Origin of the sequence: Pseudomonas sp. PA15(2017) (assembly GCF_001945395.1) — a bacterium.
Classification (GTDB): domain Bacteria; phylum Pseudomonadota; class Gammaproteobacteria; order Pseudomonadales; family Pseudomonadaceae; genus Aquipseudomonas.
Genome location: NZ_MSXV01000012.1, coordinates 26,132 through 41,196, shown reverse-complemented (window position 1 = coordinate 41,196; position 15,065 = coordinate 26,132). Strand labels below are relative to the sequence as shown.

Annotated in this window: 14 protein-coding genes; 7 read left to right on the top strand and 7 right to left on the bottom strand. The window is 64.6% G+C overall.

What is annotated here, in order from left to right; translation table 11 throughout:
- Nucleotides 1–221 precede the first annotated feature (221 nt).
- Nucleotides 222–473: a hypothetical protein gene (locus BVH03_RS25825; RefSeq protein WP_143485897.1), complete on the bottom strand. Its 252-nt coding sequence runs from the start codon at nucleotides 471–473 to the stop codon at nucleotides 222–224.
- Between the two features lie 207 nt (nucleotides 474–680).
- Between BVH03_RS25825 and BVH03_RS05935 the strand changes: the two genes are divergently transcribed.
- From BVH03_RS05935 to BVH03_RS05925, 3 genes are all read left to right on the top strand, one after another.
- Complete coding sequence (locus BVH03_RS05935; protein ID WP_075960319.1) at nucleotides 681–1,607, top strand: cation diffusion facilitator family transporter; 927 nt, start codon at nucleotides 681–683, stop codon at nucleotides 1,605–1,607.
- Nucleotides 1,608–1,704: 97 nt separating this feature from the next.
- Nucleotides 1,705–2,529: an AraC family transcriptional regulator gene (locus BVH03_RS05930; protein WP_075960318.1), complete on the top strand. Its 825-nt coding sequence runs from the start codon at nucleotides 1,705–1,707 to the stop codon at nucleotides 2,527–2,529.
- Between the two features lie 49 nt (nucleotides 2,530–2,578).
- Nucleotides 2,579–2,962 carry a cupin domain-containing protein gene (locus tag BVH03_RS05925; RefSeq protein WP_075960317.1) on the top strand — a complete coding sequence of 128 codons (384 nt, stop codon included), beginning with the start codon at nucleotides 2,579–2,581 and terminating at the stop codon, nucleotides 2,960–2,962.
- Nucleotides 2,963–3,007: 45 nt separating this feature from the next.
- Here BVH03_RS05925 and BVH03_RS05920 read toward each other — a convergent pair whose 3' ends face one another.
- From BVH03_RS05920 to BVH03_RS05905, 4 genes are read right to left on the bottom strand one after another with little or no spacing between them, the layout of a single operon-like run.
- Nucleotides 3,008–4,084 (bottom strand): polyamine ABC transporter substrate-binding protein, encoded by a 1,077-nt coding sequence (locus BVH03_RS05920; protein ID WP_083640003.1) that lies wholly within the window; start codon nucleotides 4,082–4,084, stop codon nucleotides 3,008–3,010.
- A 42-nt stretch (nucleotides 4,085–4,126) separates the two neighbouring features.
- Nucleotides 4,127–4,468 carry a cupin domain-containing protein gene (locus tag BVH03_RS05915; RefSeq protein ID WP_075960316.1) on the bottom strand — a complete coding sequence of 114 codons (342 nt, stop codon included), beginning with the start codon at nucleotides 4,466–4,468 and terminating at the stop codon, nucleotides 4,127–4,129.
- Nucleotides 4,469–4,502: 34 nt separating this feature from the next.
- Complete coding sequence (locus BVH03_RS05910; protein WP_075960315.1) at nucleotides 4,503–5,909, bottom strand: FAD-binding oxidoreductase; 1,407 nt, start codon at nucleotides 5,907–5,909, stop codon at nucleotides 4,503–4,505.
- Between the two features lie 45 nt (nucleotides 5,910–5,954).
- Complete coding sequence (locus BVH03_RS05905; RefSeq protein ID WP_075960334.1) at nucleotides 5,955–6,770, bottom strand: AraC family transcriptional regulator; 816 nt, start codon at nucleotides 6,768–6,770, stop codon at nucleotides 5,955–5,957.
- Nucleotides 6,771–6,963: 193 nt separating this feature from the next.
- Between BVH03_RS05905 and metE the strand changes: the two genes are divergently transcribed.
- A complete protein-coding gene (metE, locus tag BVH03_RS05900) occupies nucleotides 6,964–9,261 on the top strand; it encodes a 5-methyltetrahydropteroyltriglutamate--homocysteine S-methyltransferase (RefSeq protein ID WP_075960314.1) in 2,298 nt (765 codons plus the stop codon).
- Between the two features lie 147 nt (nucleotides 9,262–9,408).
- Here the strand turns inward: metE and BVH03_RS05895 are convergent, their stop codons facing one another.
- Both BVH03_RS05895 and BVH03_RS05890 read right to left on the bottom strand, forming a co-directional pair.
- On the bottom strand, nucleotides 9,409–9,957 hold the full coding sequence (locus tag BVH03_RS05895; protein WP_075960313.1) for a cysteine hydrolase family protein: 549 nt from the start codon (nucleotides 9,955–9,957) through the stop codon (nucleotides 9,409–9,411).
- 133 nt (nucleotides 9,958–10,090) lie between these two features.
- Nucleotides 10,091–10,765: a DUF1028 domain-containing protein gene (locus tag BVH03_RS05890; protein WP_075960312.1), complete on the bottom strand. Its 675-nt coding sequence runs from the start codon at nucleotides 10,763–10,765 to the stop codon at nucleotides 10,091–10,093.
- A 150-nt stretch (nucleotides 10,766–10,915) separates the two neighbouring features.
- Between BVH03_RS05890 and BVH03_RS05885 the strand changes: the two genes are divergently transcribed.
- From BVH03_RS05885 to BVH03_RS05875, 3 genes are all read left to right on the top strand, one after another.
- Nucleotides 10,916–11,503, top strand: coding sequence for an RNA polymerase sigma factor (locus BVH03_RS05885; RefSeq protein WP_083640002.1), 588 nt, complete (start codon nucleotides 10,916–10,918; stop codon nucleotides 11,501–11,503).
- Nucleotides 11,500–12,480 carry a FecR family protein gene (locus BVH03_RS05880; protein ID WP_075960311.1) on the top strand — a complete coding sequence of 327 codons (981 nt, stop codon included), beginning with the start codon at nucleotides 11,500–11,502 and terminating at the stop codon, nucleotides 12,478–12,480. Before BVH03_RS05885 ends, BVH03_RS05880 begins: the two co-directional genes overlap by 4 nt.
- Nucleotides 12,481–12,597: 117 nt before the next feature.
- Entirely contained in the window at nucleotides 12,598–15,006 is a 2,409-nt protein-coding gene (locus BVH03_RS05875) for a TonB-dependent receptor (protein WP_075960332.1), read from the top strand.
- Nucleotides 15,007–15,065: the final 59 nt, after the last annotated feature.

Sequence of the window (15,065 nt, the reverse complement as noted above, 5' to 3'; positions counted from 1 at the left end):
GGCAGCCTGCATTGCGCTCGGCAATCGTTGGGTAAGCGCTGAAGCGGTTTGCCATGCCTGCGATGCTCTCTGCCCGTGGAATGCCAAGGCACGCCGCCAGGCAATGCCCGGCAGCGTGCAGTCGGTTCGTGGGTGGCGCCCTTCAGGGCCGAAGCGGGTGCCTGGGGCGGGCTGAATCTGCCCGTTACCAAGGTTATTTCCGCTGCATGCCCAGGCGCGAATCACGCCACCTGAAATATCTGGACGCGATTTACCTCGAAAATCGTTCCGGACACAACTAGTGGCGCATAAAGAATCCGTATTTTTTGATCTGCGCCGGGGTGCATCAGGCGGCACCTGAGGCCTTGAATAGCGGATTGGCTAAAGCGTCGCAGCGCTGAGTGCGATGCCACAGTGGAGGCGCGATATTTGGGATAACCGGTGTCGAACGCGCGCTGGCGACGCTGTGGGATGTGTTCATCGAGAGCAATCATCGGCGCAGCCTCGTCACACCGCTTTGGTAAGCGAGTCTTCTCGACGGCCTGCCGATGGACCGCAAACCGTTGGTCGGTTGGCGCAGCCTGCAAGGTAAACCGCTGAACTCCTCGGCCTGAAACAGGCGCTAAACAAGACCCCCTGCGGGGGCTCACGGGGATCTGTATCCTTGTGGTTTTGTCCACTTGGGGGGCGTGCAGATGGCGATGAAAACGGAACAGGGCATTCTGCGCGGCTCGATTGCCATGACGCTCTTGGTGGGTGGCTTGGGGATCGTTATCGGCCTGGCGTCCGGGTCGTTCTCCATCGTTTTCGATGGCGTCTATTCCCTGGCCGACGCCAGCATGAGCGGCCTGGCCCTGATGGTTTCCACCCTGATTCTTCGGCACACCACGCAGAACGAGGCCAGCCGCCGCCTGGCCGAGCGTTTCAACATGGGCTTCTGGCACCTGGAGCCCATGGTGCTGGCGCTCAACGGCACGCTCTTGTGCGGGGTGGCGGCCTATGCGCTGATCAACGCCGTGGCCAACCTGCTGTCCGGCGGCACGCCGCTGGAGTTTGGCCTGGCCTCGTTGTATGCCGGCGTCGCCACGCTGATCTGCTTCGCGTTCGCCAGCTACGAATTTCGCGCCAACCGGCGCATCCGCTCGGATTTCCTTGCCCTCGACGCCAAAGGCTGGGTGATGTCCGGGAGCATTTCCCTGGCCCTTCTGATCGCCTTCGTCATTGGCTACCTGACCGAGCAGACCCGCTACGCCTGGCTCGGCCCGTACATCGACCCGGCGGTGCTGGCGTTGATCTGCCTGGTGATCCTGCCGATGCCGCTGGCGACCATTCGCCAGGCACTGTCGGACATTCTGCTGGCCACCCCGGTTGATCTCAAACAGCATGTCGACGCCGTAGCCCAGGGCATCGTCGAGCAGTACGGCTTCATCAGCTACCAGGCTTATGTCGCGCGGATTGGTCGCGCCCGGCAGATCGAGCTGTACTTCATCGTGCCGGTCGACTGGCCGGCGCAAACCCTCGACGAATGGGACGCCGTGCGCGACGTCATCGGCCAGGCCATCGGCGACGAAGGCCCGAACCGCTGGCTGACCATCGCTTTCACCACGGACCCGCAGTGGTCGCGGTGAGCGAGCCCGGTTAGCTGCGAGACGCTTGCAGAGCGAGCTTTTTTACGCCCGACGGTTTACCGTGTCGCCTGCCTGGCAGCGGCACGAGAACGGCGACATGGGCAAATCGACAGGCCGCAGCGATTGGTTGCTGCGCAGCCCTGATCAGGGGCGGGTGGAGCGCATCGAGGCGTATTTCAGCGGCCACGGCTACGACCCTCATCGCCATGACGCGTACGCCATCGGCTGCACGCTGTCTGGTGTGCAGAGTTTTAGTTACCGGCGCGCCATGCGTCACAGCCTGCCCGGCGGCACCCTGGTGCTGCACCCCGATGAGCTGCATGACGGCATGGCCGGTACCGAGGCAGGCTTTCATTACCGCATGCTGTACATCGACCCGGTGCTGATCCAGCAGGTGCTCGGCGGCCAGCCGTTGCCGTTCGTTCAGGGTGGCTTGAGCGATGACGTGCGCCTGCGCCGGGCAACGCAATGCTTCCTGCAGGCGATGGACGACCCGCTGGAATCCTTGCAGGAAGACGACGCGATCTACGACCTGGCCCATGCCCTGCAGGCGGTTGCCGGCAAACCCCGTGGCCGCCGCGCCTTCGATTATCCCGCCACGCAGCGGGCGCACGAGTACATCCACAGCCGCAACGGCGCGAGCGTCACCCTGGGTGAACTGGAACACGTCAGCGGGCGGGATCGCTGGAGCCTGTCGCGGGATTTTCGTGCCCTGTTCGGCACCAGCCCTTATCGCTACGTGACCATGCGCCGCCTGGCGCGCTGCCGTGAACTGGCCCTGTCGGGCGTCGGCCTGGCCGAGGCGGCGCTGATTGCTGGGTTCTTCGACCAGAGCCACATGACCCGGCATTTCGTGGCCAGCTTCGGTTTGTCTCCGGCGCGCTGGCTGGCCATGCAGAAGTTGCAGGATCGTACAAGATAGCGTCTGGGGCCCCTCGCTAGAGTGGTGAAAACCAACCGAGGAACGCTCCATGAACCCGCCAGTTTCGTCTGCCAAGCAATCCATCAACCTGATCCGCAAGCTCGACCTGATCGCCGAGCAATGGTCGCCGCGGGTGGTCGCGGAAATGAACGACTACCAGTTCAAGGTGGTGCGCCTGCAGGGCGATTTCATCTGGCATGCCCATGCCGAAACCGACGAAGCCTTTCTGGTGCTCGACGGCCAGCTGCGCCTGGATTTTCGTGACGGTTCGGTAACCCTGGGCAGCGGCGAACTGTACGTGGTGCCCAAAGGCGTGGAGCACAAACCCTATGCCGAGGATGAGGTGAAGTTGCTGCTGATCGAGCCGCGCGGCGTGCTGAACACCGGGGCGGAGGGCGGGGAACGTACGGCGATCAACGATCTGTGGATCTGACGGCCGGGTTGGCGCTCCTGTGAGCGCCAACCCTTGACAAGCGTGTCAGGTGCCGCTTTTCACCTTGGTCCAGATCCGCGTGCGGATGCGGTCGATGTTCAGCGGCATGGCCTCCAGAGCGTAGAGCTTTTCCATCACGTCATCGGGTGGGTAGACGGTGGCGTCGGCCCTGAGCGCCGGGTCGACCAGCGCGTCGGCCTGGCTGTTGCCGTTGGCGTAGTGTACGTAATCGCTGATGCCGGCAATTACCTTTGGCTCGAGCAGGTAGTTCATGAAGGCGTAGGCGGCCTTTTCGCTGGGCGCGTCCTTGGGCATGGCGACCATGTCGAACCACATCGGCGCGCCTTCCTTGGGGATCACATAGGCGATGTTCACGCCGTTGCCGGCCTCCTTGGCACGGGCGCTGGCCTGCATGATGTCGCCGGAGAAGCCGACCGCCATGCACACGTCGCCGTTGGCCAGCTCGCCCACATATTTGGACGAGTGGAAATAGGCGACGTTTTTGCGCATCTCCATCAGCAGCGCTTCGGCCTTCTTGTAGTCCTCGGGTTTCTGGCTGTGGTGCGGCAGGCCCAGATAATGCAGGGCGATGGGCAGCATTTCCGGGCCGTTGTCGAGAATCGCCACGCCGCATTTGCTCAGCTTGGCCATCAGCTCGGGCTTGAAGATCAGGTTCCAGGAGTCCAGCGGCACGTCGTCGCCAAGCACGGCTTTGACCTTCTCGACGTTGTAGCCGATGCCGGTACTGCCCCACAGGTACGGGAAACCGTGCTTGTTGCCTGGGTCGTTGCCTTCCAGGGCCTTGAGCAGCGTGGGGTTGAGGTTCTTCCAGTTGGGCAACTGGCTCTTGTCCAGCTCCTTGAGCGCGCCGCCCTGAATCTGCCGGGCCATGAAGTGGTTGGAGGGAAACACCACGTCATAGCCGGAGCGCCCGGCCATCAGTTTGGCGTCGAGGGTTTCGTTGCTGTCGTAGACGTCGTATTGGGGCGCTACGCCGCTGGCCTGCTGGAAGTTCTTCAGGGTGTCGGGGGCGATGTAATCGGTCCAGTTATAGATGCGCACGTCCTGCGCCGCGTGGCTGACCGAGGCGACGAGCATCAGCGGGATAAGCGTTTTCAGCATGGGAGACCTCAACCGTTGTTGTCGATATTGTGGAGGCGGCAGTCAGAAAATCAGTACATAGGTTTTGCGCAGCGTTTCTTGTATGTCCCAGACCCCGGTGGTATTTGCCGGAAACAGGATGGCGTCGCCGGCCTTGATGTCGATCGGTTCGCCCACGTCGGGAATGAAAGTGCAGCGCCCGGCGATGAAGTGGCAGAACTCCTGCTGCACGATCTGCCGGCGCCAGCGACCGGGCGTGCATTCCCAGATGCCGGTCTCCACGCCATCATCGCGCTCCACGCAGGTCACCGAGGTGATGGCGGCGGGCTCGCTGAGCGGCACGGCGACCGGGTTGTGTTCGTCGAGGGAGGCGCTGGCGGTGTCACGGAAGTGGCTGATGGTCATGACTTCAAACCTTGAGTAATGTGGGAGAGAACGCTCACTTCATGAAGCCTTCCATCAGGCTGGCGATGCGCTGCGCCATATAGCGCTGCCAGGGCCGGCTGGACGGATCGGCCAGCAGCCGGTCTTCGCGTACGAAGCTGCGGATGACCGCGTTGTAACCCAGCCAGCGGCAGGGCTCCGGCTCCCAGCGTGGCAGGTCCTGCACGCGGGTGTCGTGGCGTACCCAGGGCTGGCGGGTGAGCGCGGTGCTGTGGCCGAGAATCAGGTCGGCCAGGGTGCGCCCACCAAGGTTGCTGGCACCCACCCCTTCGCCGCCGTAACCGCCGGACAGGGCGATGCCGGCGCTGCGGTCGCAGAGCATGTGCGGGTGGAAGCGCCGCGCCATGCCCAGGTTGCCGCCCCAGGCGTGGGTGATGCGCACGCTGCGCAACTGCGGGAACAGTTCGCTGAACAGGTAGCGGCGCAGGCCACGCTCCTCGTCATTGAGGTTGAAGTCGCTACGCAGCTTGCTGCCGAAGCGATAGCCGCCGCGGGCGCCGAAGATCAGCCGGTCGTCGCGGCTGCGCTGGCCGTAGGTGACCTGGCGGCTGGCTTCGCAAAACGCCTGACCGCGCTCCAGGCCGATCTCCGCCCAGGTCGAGGCCGGGAGCGGTTCGGTGGCGACGATCAGGCTCTGCACCGGAATCTGATGGCGGCCCAGCGGCGGCAGCTTGGGTGAATAGCCCTCGACGGCCGGCACCACCCAGTCGGCGCACACCTCACCGGCCTCGCAGCGCACGCTGCCGGCTTGCCAGCTCAGGGCTGGGGTGCCCTCATAGATGCTCACGCCCATGGCTTCGACGCAACGCGCCAGGCCACGAACCAGGCGGGCCGGCTGGATGGTCGCGCAATGCGACGTATAGATCGCACCATAGGCGCCGGGGATGCGCAGTTGCTGGGCCAGCTCCTCGGCGGGCAGCCAGCGGTAATCGTCGTCGTTCAGCCCCTCTTCGCGGTAGCCGCGCAGGTACTCGCGCAGGCGCAGCTCCTGCTCAGGGTAGCGGGCTGCGCAGTACAGCATGCCGCCCTTGCGGTAGTCGCAGTCGATGCCTTCGCGCTCCAGCACCTGGCCGACCTCGTCGGGAATGCCGTGCAGCAGGTCGTAGGATTCCCCTCGTGCCTGCGGGGTGAGGCCGGCGAGCAGGCGATCCTCGCCGAGCAGGTTACCCATCAGCCAACCGCCGTTGCGACCGGAAGCGCCGAAACCGGCGATCTTCGCCTCGAGGATGACGATGCGCAGATTGGGCGCCTGGCGCTTGAGGTAGTAGGCCGTCCACAGGCCAGTGTAGCCCGCGCCGATGATGACCACGTCGACCTGCAGATCGCCGGGCAGCGACGGGCGTGGCGTCAGCGGCTCATCGAGTTGATCCATCCACAGGCTGATGTTGCGCCAGTCGTTCATGCACCGCTTCCACACGAGATGTATGGGGCAAGACTAGTAGCCGGTTCAAGTGTTGTCTTGCGTGCGTGCCCGCGCGTACAGGTCCTTCAGGTAGGCCTTGGGCGTCATCCCGGTATGGCGGCGGAAGGTGCTGTAGAAGGCGGTCAGGGAGTTGAAGCCGGCCTCGAAGGCCAGTTCGTCCATGCGCCGCAGGTCGTTACCGGCCTGCAGGCGTGCGAGCAGGTGCTGCAGGCGGGTCTGGTTGACGTAGCGGTAGAAGCTCTGGCCGAGCACCTGGTTGAGCAGGTAGGAAATCTGGTTGCGACTGTAGCCGGTAGCGCTGGCTACCTGCTGCAGGCTCAGAGCCGGGTCGAGAAAGGGCTGGCGGCGCTGGAAGTAATCCTGCAGGTCCTGGGCCATGAAGCCCAGCTGGCGGGTCGACAGGCCCAGCTTGCTGATCGCCGCGCTGTTCTGGATCGGCGCCCGCGCATAGGGGCCTTCGTGCACCAGCGAAGCGTATTCGTTGACCCGCCAGATCAGCCCGTCGCGCACGGTGATGGCTTCGGCGGTGCGAAACGACACCAGCCCTTCGCCGCCATGCAGCGTGGTGCGGTACTGGATGAACGCGGTGTGGCCGTCGATGCGGATGCGGTCGGTGTGTTCCAGGGCTTCGTCCGGGTGGCGCGGCATGGTGCTGAGCACGTAGTCGCGCAGCTCGGCCAGGCCCATGCTGCGGTTGAGGAAGAAATCGTGGTACTCGATCTCGGGATGATAGAGCGCCATCACCGCGTCGAGGTCGCGGTATTTCCAGCTGTAGTGATAGCGCAACACGGTTTCGCGGGTGCGCTCGGTCTGGGCGGGGTCGTCGGGAAGCTCAGGCATGCCGGTCGTGTCCACAGGGCTGCAGCCAGCTTGCCCGAACTGCACCGCTCATCTCAAGCCGCTGGGCGAGGCGCATGATCCGCATCGATCCAACATGAGGGAAACTTGTTTTTAACGTTAGTACGTTGAGTTTGTTTCACCTCGAGTGAGCCTTGACAATGCACGCCATCATTTATGCATTGGAGAGATTGCCATGGCCCTGGCCCACAGCCTCGGATTCCCCCGAATCGGACGTGACCGTGAACTGAAGAAAGCCCAGGAGGCGTTCTGGAAAGGTGAACTGGACGAAGCCGGCCTGCGCGCCGTGGGCCGCGAGCTGCGTGCTCGCCACTGGCAGGTGCAGAAGGATGCCGGCATCGAACTGCTGCCGGTCGGCGATTTCGCCTGGTACGACGGGGTGCTGGCGCATTCGCTGACCTTCGGCGTGATTCCCGAGCGCTTCCGCCCGGCCAGCGGCAAGCCGACCCTGCAGACGCTGTTCGCCATGGCTCGTGGCGTCAGTGGCGATGCCCGCTGCAGCGGTGCCCACGCCCAAGAGATGACCAAGTGGTTCGATACCAACTACCACTACCTGGTGCCCGAGTTCACCGTCGACCAACAGTTCGCCCTCAGCTGGGAGCAGCTGTTCGAGGAAGTGGCCGAAGCCCAGGCCCTCGGCCATCGCGTCAAACCGGTGGTGATCGGGCCACTCACCTACCTGAGGCTGGGCAAGCTCAAGGGCGATGCCCAGGACTTCGACAAGCTGGAGCTGCTCGAACGCCTGCTGCCGCTCTACGGGCAGATCTTCCAGCGCCTGGCCGAACAGGGCGTGGAGTGGGTGCAGATCGACGAGCCGATCCTGGTGCTCGATTTGCCTCAGGAGTGGAAGAACGCCTTCGAACGCGCCTACAACAGCCTGCAGCGCGAGCCGCTGAAGAAGCTGATCGCCACCTACTTCGGTGGCCTGGAGGACAACCTCGGCCTGGCCGCCAACCTGCCGGTGGACGGCCTGCACATCGACCTGGTGCGCGCGCCAGAGCAGTACCCGACCATTCTCGACCGCCTGCCGGCCTACAAGGTGCTGTCCCTTGGCGTGGTCAATGGCCGCAACGTATGGCGCTGCGATCTGGAGAAGGCCCTGGCGGTGATCGGCCATGCCCACAGCCGGCTTGGCGAACGCCTGTGGATCGCGCCATCCTGCTCGCTGTTGCACAGCCCGGTCGACCTGGCCCGTGAAGAAGGCTTGGATGCCGAGCTGAAAAGCTGGCTGGCCTTTGCCACCCAGAAGTGCGCCGAAGTGGCGGTGCTGGCGCGGGCCGTCAACCAGCCCGATGCCCCCGAGGTACGCAAGGCACTGGCCGAAAGCCGCGCCGTGCAGGCCCGCCGGGCAGCGTCGCCACGCATTCACAAACCCCAGGTGCAGGCTCGTCTCGCTGCGGTGAAAGCGAGCGACAGCCAGCGCCGTTCGCCTTTCGCCCAGCGTATCGCCGAGCAGCGCATTGGCCTGGCCCTGCCGCCATTCCCGACCACCACCATCGGCTCCTTTCCGCAGACCTCGGCGATCCGCCTGGCCCGTCAGGCGTTCAAGCAGGGCAAGCTGTCGCTGGGTGATTACACCGATGCGATGCACAGCGAGATTCGTCACGCGGTGAAGATTCAGGAGCGTCTGGGCCTGGACGTACTGGTGCACGGCGAGGCCGAGCGCAACGACATGGTCGAGTACTTCGCCGAGCAGCTCGACGGCTACCTGTTCACCCGCTTCGGCTGGGTGCAGAGCTACGGCTCGCGCTGCGTCAAACCGGCGATCATCTACGGCGACCTCAGCCGCCCGAAGGCCATGACCGTGGAGTGGATTCGCTATGCCCAGAGCCTCACCGGCAAGGTGATGAAGGGCATGCTGACCGGCCCGGTGACCATGCTGATGTGGTCGTTCCCCCGCGAGGACGTCAGCCGCGAGGTACAGGCCCGCCAGCTGGCCCTGGCATTGCGCGACGAGGTGGTGGACCTGGAAGCGGCCGGTATCAAGGTCATCCAGATCGACGAGGCCGCGTTCCGTGAAGGCCTGCCGCTGCGCCAGGTGGACTGGCAGGCGTATCTGGATTGGGCGACCGAGGCGTTTCGCCTGTGCGCCAGCGGCGTGCGCGACGAAACCCAGATCCACACCCACATGTGCTACAGCGAGTTCAACGACGTGATCGAGTCCATCGCCGCCATGGATGCCGACGTGATCACCATCGAGACCTCGCGCTCGGATATGGAGTTGCTGGACGCCTTCGAGGCTTTCGAATACCCCAACGAAATCGGCCCCGGCGTCTACGACATCCACTCGCCGCGGGTGCCGGACACTGCCGAGATGGTCAAGCTGATGCGCAAGGCAGTACGGCGCATCCCTGCCGAACGCCTGTGGGTCAACCCGGATTGCGGCCTGAAGACCCGCGGCTGGCCAGAGACCGAGGCGGCGCTCGTGAATATGGTTGCTGCGGCGCGGCAACTACGCAAGGAACTGGCGTAAAGCACGGTAGCCCGGTGTTGAGCGCAGCGATACCCGGGAACGATTGCCCTGGGTATCGCTACGCTCAACCGCAGGCTACGGAGTTGCGAAATTATCAATGAGTGTGACATCGCGCGCATGGCCCGCTCCCACAAATGCCAGCAGGCGTCAGCTCGCCAGGTACTGCTCGGTCGATACCACCGTCGCATAGGCGAATGCCAGGGCGGCCATATAGGCCGCCTGTACCTGTGCTGCGGCAACCCGCTTGCCTTCGAACTCCTGATCGCGGGTCGCGCAGGCATCGTGAATCACCGTGGTGGCGTAGCCGAAATCGGCGCTGGCGCGGGCGGCGGCGTCGATGCACATGTGGCTCATGGCGCCGACCAGGGTGACTTCCTGCACGCCAGCCTTGTCCAGCAGCGCCTTCAGGTCGGTGCCGAGAAAGGCGTTGACCTTGTGCTTGAGTACCACGCTTTCGTCGGCCCGCGGCTCGACCTGATCATGGATGTGCGCGCCGCTGGAACCGGGCGCGAAGAAGGGCGCATCCACGCTCTCGAATTCATGGCGCACGTGCACCACGGTGTCACCCGCGGCGCGTGCGGCGGCCAGTACGCGAGCCGCGTTGGCGCTGGCGGTGTGCATTTCGTGCAGCGACCACTTGCCGCCAGGAAAGTAGTCGTTCTGGATGTCGATCAGAATCAGGGCGCGCTTGCTCATGGTGGTTTCCGTGATGATTGACGTCCCACACATTAACCTGCGTACCAGCAAAGCGGGAGATACGCGGGGCGAGAGAATCAGAGATTTCCCGGGTGTCGCTGTGCTCGACCCAGGCTACGGTCAGTCGTTGATTTCAGACTGAATCTTCGGCCGCCTTGCCCGCTGGATTGTCGCGGGTCGGCATGGCGAGGATTTCCGGCAGCACCTCGCGAGCGAACACGGCGTGCAGGCGCCACAGCTCGGCGACCGGGTCGCGGTGATGGTCAACGCGGATGTCCCACAGCGGGTATTCCTCGCGGTCGACGATATAGATGACCGCCGAGGACTCGCCTTCACGATCGCCACCGCGGTCATCACCGGCTTCCAGGGCATCGATCAGGCGCTCGACCAGCGGGCGGTCCTCACCGCGGCGAAAGGCATCGGCGACGGCATCGAGCACCTGCGGGCCGGCCAGGCGATTGCCCTGCACCGAGAACTGCTCGCCCGACAGCGAGCCAGCCCAGGGGAGGCACTCGTTGCCGGTCCAGCACACGCTGTCGCCGTTGCTATCGATCAGTGCCAGTTGGCGCAATTGCATGCACGGGTCGGTGTCCATCAGCCGCTTCAGGGCGGCTGGCGCCGAATGCCCCGCGCGCAGCAGCGCCAGGCCGTCGAGCCCCAGGTACGGGTTGACCTGGGCCTGGGTCGCCACCGCGCCAGCGCCGGCCGCTGCATGGCTGAGCAATTTGCCCACGGCGGGCATGGCGGTGGCGGCGGCAACGCCGAACTGGCCGGTTCGTTGGCAGCGGGCAACGATGGAAAAGGTCATGGTGGCTCCTTTTTGCGCGTGTGGCTTAGGCCACGTGCCGTGGGTGATCGTTCCGCTCGTCGTATGGCTATCGGTATTTGTTGATAAGCATTATCATTCGCCGCCTTGCCGTCTCGCCTCTGTCCGTATCGCCCCGAGCAGCCCGTTTACATGGTCGATCTCCCGTCCTCACCCGAACCTCGCCAGCCCGACCCGTCCGTGACGGAGCCGGTACAACGTGATGCGTTCCTGCACACCTTTCTGGCCCGTCGCGAGCAGATGGAAGCGGTGTTACGTCGGCGCGTCGGCTGCCGGGCGACGGCGGCGGATCTGGTGCAGGAGCTGTTTCTGCGCTTCTGGCGGCGGCCCAGCGCGCCGCTCGAAGACATGGGCAGTTACCTGATTCGCAGCGCCCATAACCTGGCCATCGACCATCTGCGCAGCGAGGGCGCCCGCTCCCGTAACGAGGCGGGTCTATTGCCTGAGCAGCGCGGCGATTCCAGTGTCTCGCTGGATGCAGCGCTGGAGGCGGGCAGCGATCTACGGCGTGTCGAGGCGGCCTTGCGGGCCTTGCCCGAACGTACCCGACACATCTTTCTGCTCAACCGCATCCACGGCCAGACCTACGGGCAGATCGCCCGCAGCATGGCGCTTTCCCAGAGCGCGGTGGAAAAACATATGATGCGCGCCCTGGAAGCTTGCAAGGCCAGCGTCATCGATACGCCGGCCAGCCATTCACACGGAAGCGCTGTGCCATGAGCCTCGAGTCATCCCCACCGCAGGAGCCGCTGTCGCCTATCGAGCAGGATGCCTGGCTGTGGCTCGGCCGCCTGCAGGGCCAGCCCGGCGATGGCGTGCAGATGGCGTTCGAACGCTGGCTGGCCGCTGCGCCCGAGCATGTCGACACCTTCGTGCGCATGCAGTCGCTCTGGCACCTCAGTCGCCCGGCCGCCCAGCAATTGGCAGACGAGGAGCATGCCGCCCTGCAGCAGTACCTGCGTGCGCCGAAGCGCCAGCGCCGTTACTGGGTGCCGACCCTGGCGATGGCCGCCTGCCTGCTGCTGGTGGTGTGGGCCGGCGGCTGGCAGCCGCTGCGCTGGGTCGATGACCTGGGCGCGGATATGGTCTCGGCGCCTGGCCAGGTGCGTACGGTGACGCTAAGCGACGGATCGAGCGTGGTAATGGACGCCGACAGCGCCATCGCCGTGCGCTACAGCGCGGACGAGCGGCACGTCGAACTGCGGCGTGGGGCGGCGTACTTCAACGTGGTGCCGGGCGAGATCCCCTTTACCGTCGCCGCGGCCGGTGGCGAGGCGCGGGTACTCGGCACCCGTTTCGAAGTGCGGCGCCTGGGCGAGGGCGCGCGGGTTTCTGTGCAGCAGGGGCGGGTGGCAGTGCGTGGTGGGCCACTGGAGGCGCCGCGGGTGCTGACTGCCGATCAACAGGTCAGTTACCTGGATGGTGTCAGCGGCAATCCCCTGGCCGTCGACACCGGTGCGCTGACCGCCTGGCGCGATGGCCGCCTGAGTTTCTATCACGCCCCGCTGGGCGAAGTGCTCGACGAGCTACGCCGTTATTACCCTGGGCGCATCGTGCTGCTCGACGACGCGCTGCGCGGCAAACGGGTCAGCGGCAGCTTCGCCAGCCAGGATCCCGGGGCGATTCTCGATGCCCTGCAGGGCGTGGTCGGCTTCGAGCAGCACAAGGTGTTGGGGCGCTTGATCATCCTGCGCTGAAAATATTTTCGCTAGCGGGTGAGGTAGACCGGCACGGCATTCGTGTAGTGCTTTGAATGCGACTTTTTCGCACTGACAGCCCGCCTCTGGATGAACACCACCATGAACCATCGCACCATGCGCCGGCAGGATGCCTCCTTGAAACACATCGGTCTGGTCACCTGCCTGCTGGGCTCGGCCATCCTGCCCCTGGCGCAGCCCGTTCTGGCCCAGGCCAGCGCCGATCAGGCCGCAACCTACGACTTCGCTATCGCCGCACAGCCGTTGCCACGGGCGCTCGACGCCTTCAGCCGCGTCAGCGGCCTCAACGTCGTGTACACCGATGAAGCGCCCTATGGGTTACAGGCGCCAGCGCTCCAGGGGCGCATGAGCGCCGAGCAGGCGCTGACCCGGTTGCTCGCCGGTTCCGGCTTCACCTTTGCCCGGGCGGGTGCCGGTACCGTCACCCTGCAGGCACTGCCCAGCGACGGCGCCCTGAACCTTGGTGCGGTGAACATCCAGTCGCGACGCACCTCGAGCTACAGCTACCAGCCGCCGGAAAGCAGTTCGCTGACGCGCAGCGACACGCCGTTGCTGGAAATCCCCCAGGCCGTCGCCGTGGTGCCGACCCAGGCGCTGCAGGACCAACAGCCGCAAACGCTCGACCAGGCACTGGTCAACGTCAGTGGCATTACCCAATCCAACACCCTGGGCAGCACCCTGGATGCAGTGATGAAGCGCGGTTTCGGTGATAACCGCGACGGCTCCATCCTGCGCGATGGCATGCGCACCATTCAGGGCCGCAACTTCACCGCCACCGCCGAGCGTGTCGAAGTGCTCAAGGGGCCGTCGTCGATGCTCTACGGCATTCTCGATCCGGGCGGCGTGATCAACGTGGTCAGCAAGAAGCCGCAATTGCAGAGCTACCGCGCCATCAGCGGCCGCGCTTCGACCTACGGCCACGGCAACAACGGCAGCGGCGGTACCCTGGACGTGACCGGCCCGCTGGGCGAAACCGGCCTGGCCTACCGGGTGGTCGCCGATTATGACGACGCCGACTACTGGCGCAGCTTCGGCAACAACCGCGACAAGACCTTTGCGCCGTCGCTGGCCTGGTATGGCGAGGACACTACGGTGACCCTGAGCCACGAGTACCGCGAATATTCGGTACCGTTCGATCGCGGCACCCTCTTTCGTAACGGCAAGCCGCTGAACATTCCCGCCGAGCGCCGCCTGGACGAGGCCTACAACATCACCGATGGCCGCTCGCACCTGACCATCTTCGACCTGTCGCACCAGCTCAACGAAGACTGGAAGGCGCACTTCGCCTACAGCTATAACCGTGACCGCTACGACGATTATCAGGCGCGGATCTTCCGTGAGCCCGCCACGCAAAGCAGTAATGCCTACCAGCGCCGATTGGACGGCACTCAGGGTGCGGTCAGCACCTCGCACTTCGCCACCTTCGATCTGGATGGCAAGGTGCAGCTCGGCGGTATGCAGCACGACCTGCTGCTGGGCGTGGACCATGAGTACCGCAAGTTCTACCGCGAGGACCTGCTGCGTCAGAACACAGCCGTTCGTTTCGATCCGTTCAACCCGGTCTATGGCAACGTGCCGGTGCCGACGACGGTGGTTGCCAGCGACAGTGACCAGACCGATCGCGTAGTCACCCAGTCCGCGTTTTTCCAGGATTCGGTACACCTCAACGAGCAGTGGATCTTCGTGGCTGGAGCGCGCTACCAGCTCTATGACCAGATGTCCGGGCGCGGGCGCCCGTTCAACAAGAACACCGATATCGACGGCCAGGTCTGGGTACCGCGGGTCGGGCTGGTGTACAAACTCAACGATGAGCTGTCGCTGTACGGCGGCTACACCGAATCATTCAAACCCAACTCGACCATCGCGCCCCTGAGCGGCGGCGCCTCCATCAATGGCGTGCAGCCGGAAGAGGGCAAGAGCTGGGAAGTCGGCGCCAAGCTGGATATGCCCGGACGTGTTACCGGTACTTTGGCTTTGTTCGATATCGTCAAGGAAAACGTACTGGTGACCCAGACCGTGGGCGGTGAAACCATTGCCACCGGTGCTGGCGAAGTACGCTCCCGAGGCGTCGAACTGGACGTGACCGGGCAGCTGACCGATGACCTCAGCCTGATCGGCACCTATGCCTTTACCGATGCCGAGGTGACGGAGGACCCGGAGCTCAAGGGCAATGGCCTGCAGAACGTGGCCCGGCACAGCGCTTCACTGTACGGTGTGTATGACTTCGGTCAGGTGTTCGGTGGCGACCGTGTGCGCGCAGGTTTAGGTGCTCGCTACGTGGGTGAGCGGGAAGGCGATGCGGCCAATAATTTTACCCTGCCGTCCTACACCGTGGCCGACGCCTTCACCAGCTACGATACGCGCCTGGGCGACAACAAGCTCAAGCTTCAGGTCAACGTGAAGAACCTGTTCGACAAGACCTACTACAGCTCGGCGGTTAACAACCTTGCCGTCTCCGTCGGCGAACCTCGCCAGCTGCAGCTCTCCAGCACCCTGGAGTTCTGACCGCCGTCGTGGCCCGGATCAAGGTAGCCGGACCTGGGTATCGCTTCGCTCAACCACAG

What these genes read in the sequence shown, in the direction of transcription:
- BVH03_RS25825 (WP_143485897.1), bottom strand. Translation starts at nt 473, where the DNA reads ATGATTGCTCTCGATGAACACATCCCACAGCGTCGCCAGCGCGCGTTC.
- BVH03_RS05935 (WP_075960319.1), top strand. Translation starts at nt 681, where the DNA reads ATGAAAACGGAACAGGGCATTCTGCGCGGCTCGATTGCCATGACGCTC.
- BVH03_RS05930 (WP_075960318.1), top strand. Translation starts at nt 1,705, where the DNA reads ATGGGCAAATCGACAGGCCGCAGCGATTGGTTGCTGCGCAGCCCTGAT.
- BVH03_RS05925 (WP_075960317.1), top strand. Translation starts at nt 2,579, where the DNA reads ATGAACCCGCCAGTTTCGTCTGCCAAGCAATCCATCAACCTGATCCGC.
- BVH03_RS05920 (WP_083640003.1), bottom strand. Translation starts at nt 4,084, where the DNA reads ATGCTGAAAACGCTTATCCCGCTGATGCTCGTCGCCTCGGTCAGCCAC.
- BVH03_RS05915 (WP_075960316.1), bottom strand. Translation starts at nt 4,468, where the DNA reads ATGACCATCAGCCACTTCCGTGACACCGCCAGCGCCTCCCTCGACGAA.
- BVH03_RS05910 (WP_075960315.1), bottom strand. Translation starts at nt 5,909, where the DNA reads ATGAACGACTGGCGCAACATCAGCCTGTGGATGGATCAACTCGATGAG.
- BVH03_RS05905 (WP_075960334.1), bottom strand. Translation starts at nt 6,770, where the DNA reads ATGCCTGAGCTTCCCGACGACCCCGCCCAGACCGAGCGCACCCGCGAA.
- metE (WP_075960314.1), top strand. Translation starts at nt 6,964, where the DNA reads ATGGCCCTGGCCCACAGCCTCGGATTCCCCCGAATCGGACGTGACCGT.
- BVH03_RS05895 (WP_075960313.1), bottom strand. Translation starts at nt 9,957, where the DNA reads ATGAGCAAGCGCGCCCTGATTCTGATCGACATCCAGAACGACTACTTT.
- BVH03_RS05890 (WP_075960312.1), bottom strand. Translation starts at nt 10,765, where the DNA reads ATGACCTTTTCCATCGTTGCCCGCTGCCAACGAACCGGCCAGTTCGGC.
- BVH03_RS05885 (WP_083640002.1), top strand. Translation starts at nt 10,916, where the DNA reads ATGGTCGATCTCCCGTCCTCACCCGAACCTCGCCAGCCCGACCCGTCC.
- BVH03_RS05880 (WP_075960311.1), top strand. Translation starts at nt 11,500, where the DNA reads ATGAGCCTCGAGTCATCCCCACCGCAGGAGCCGCTGTCGCCTATCGAG.
- BVH03_RS05875 (WP_075960332.1), top strand. Translation starts at nt 12,598, where the DNA reads ATGCGCCGGCAGGATGCCTCCTTGAAACACATCGGTCTGGTCACCTGC.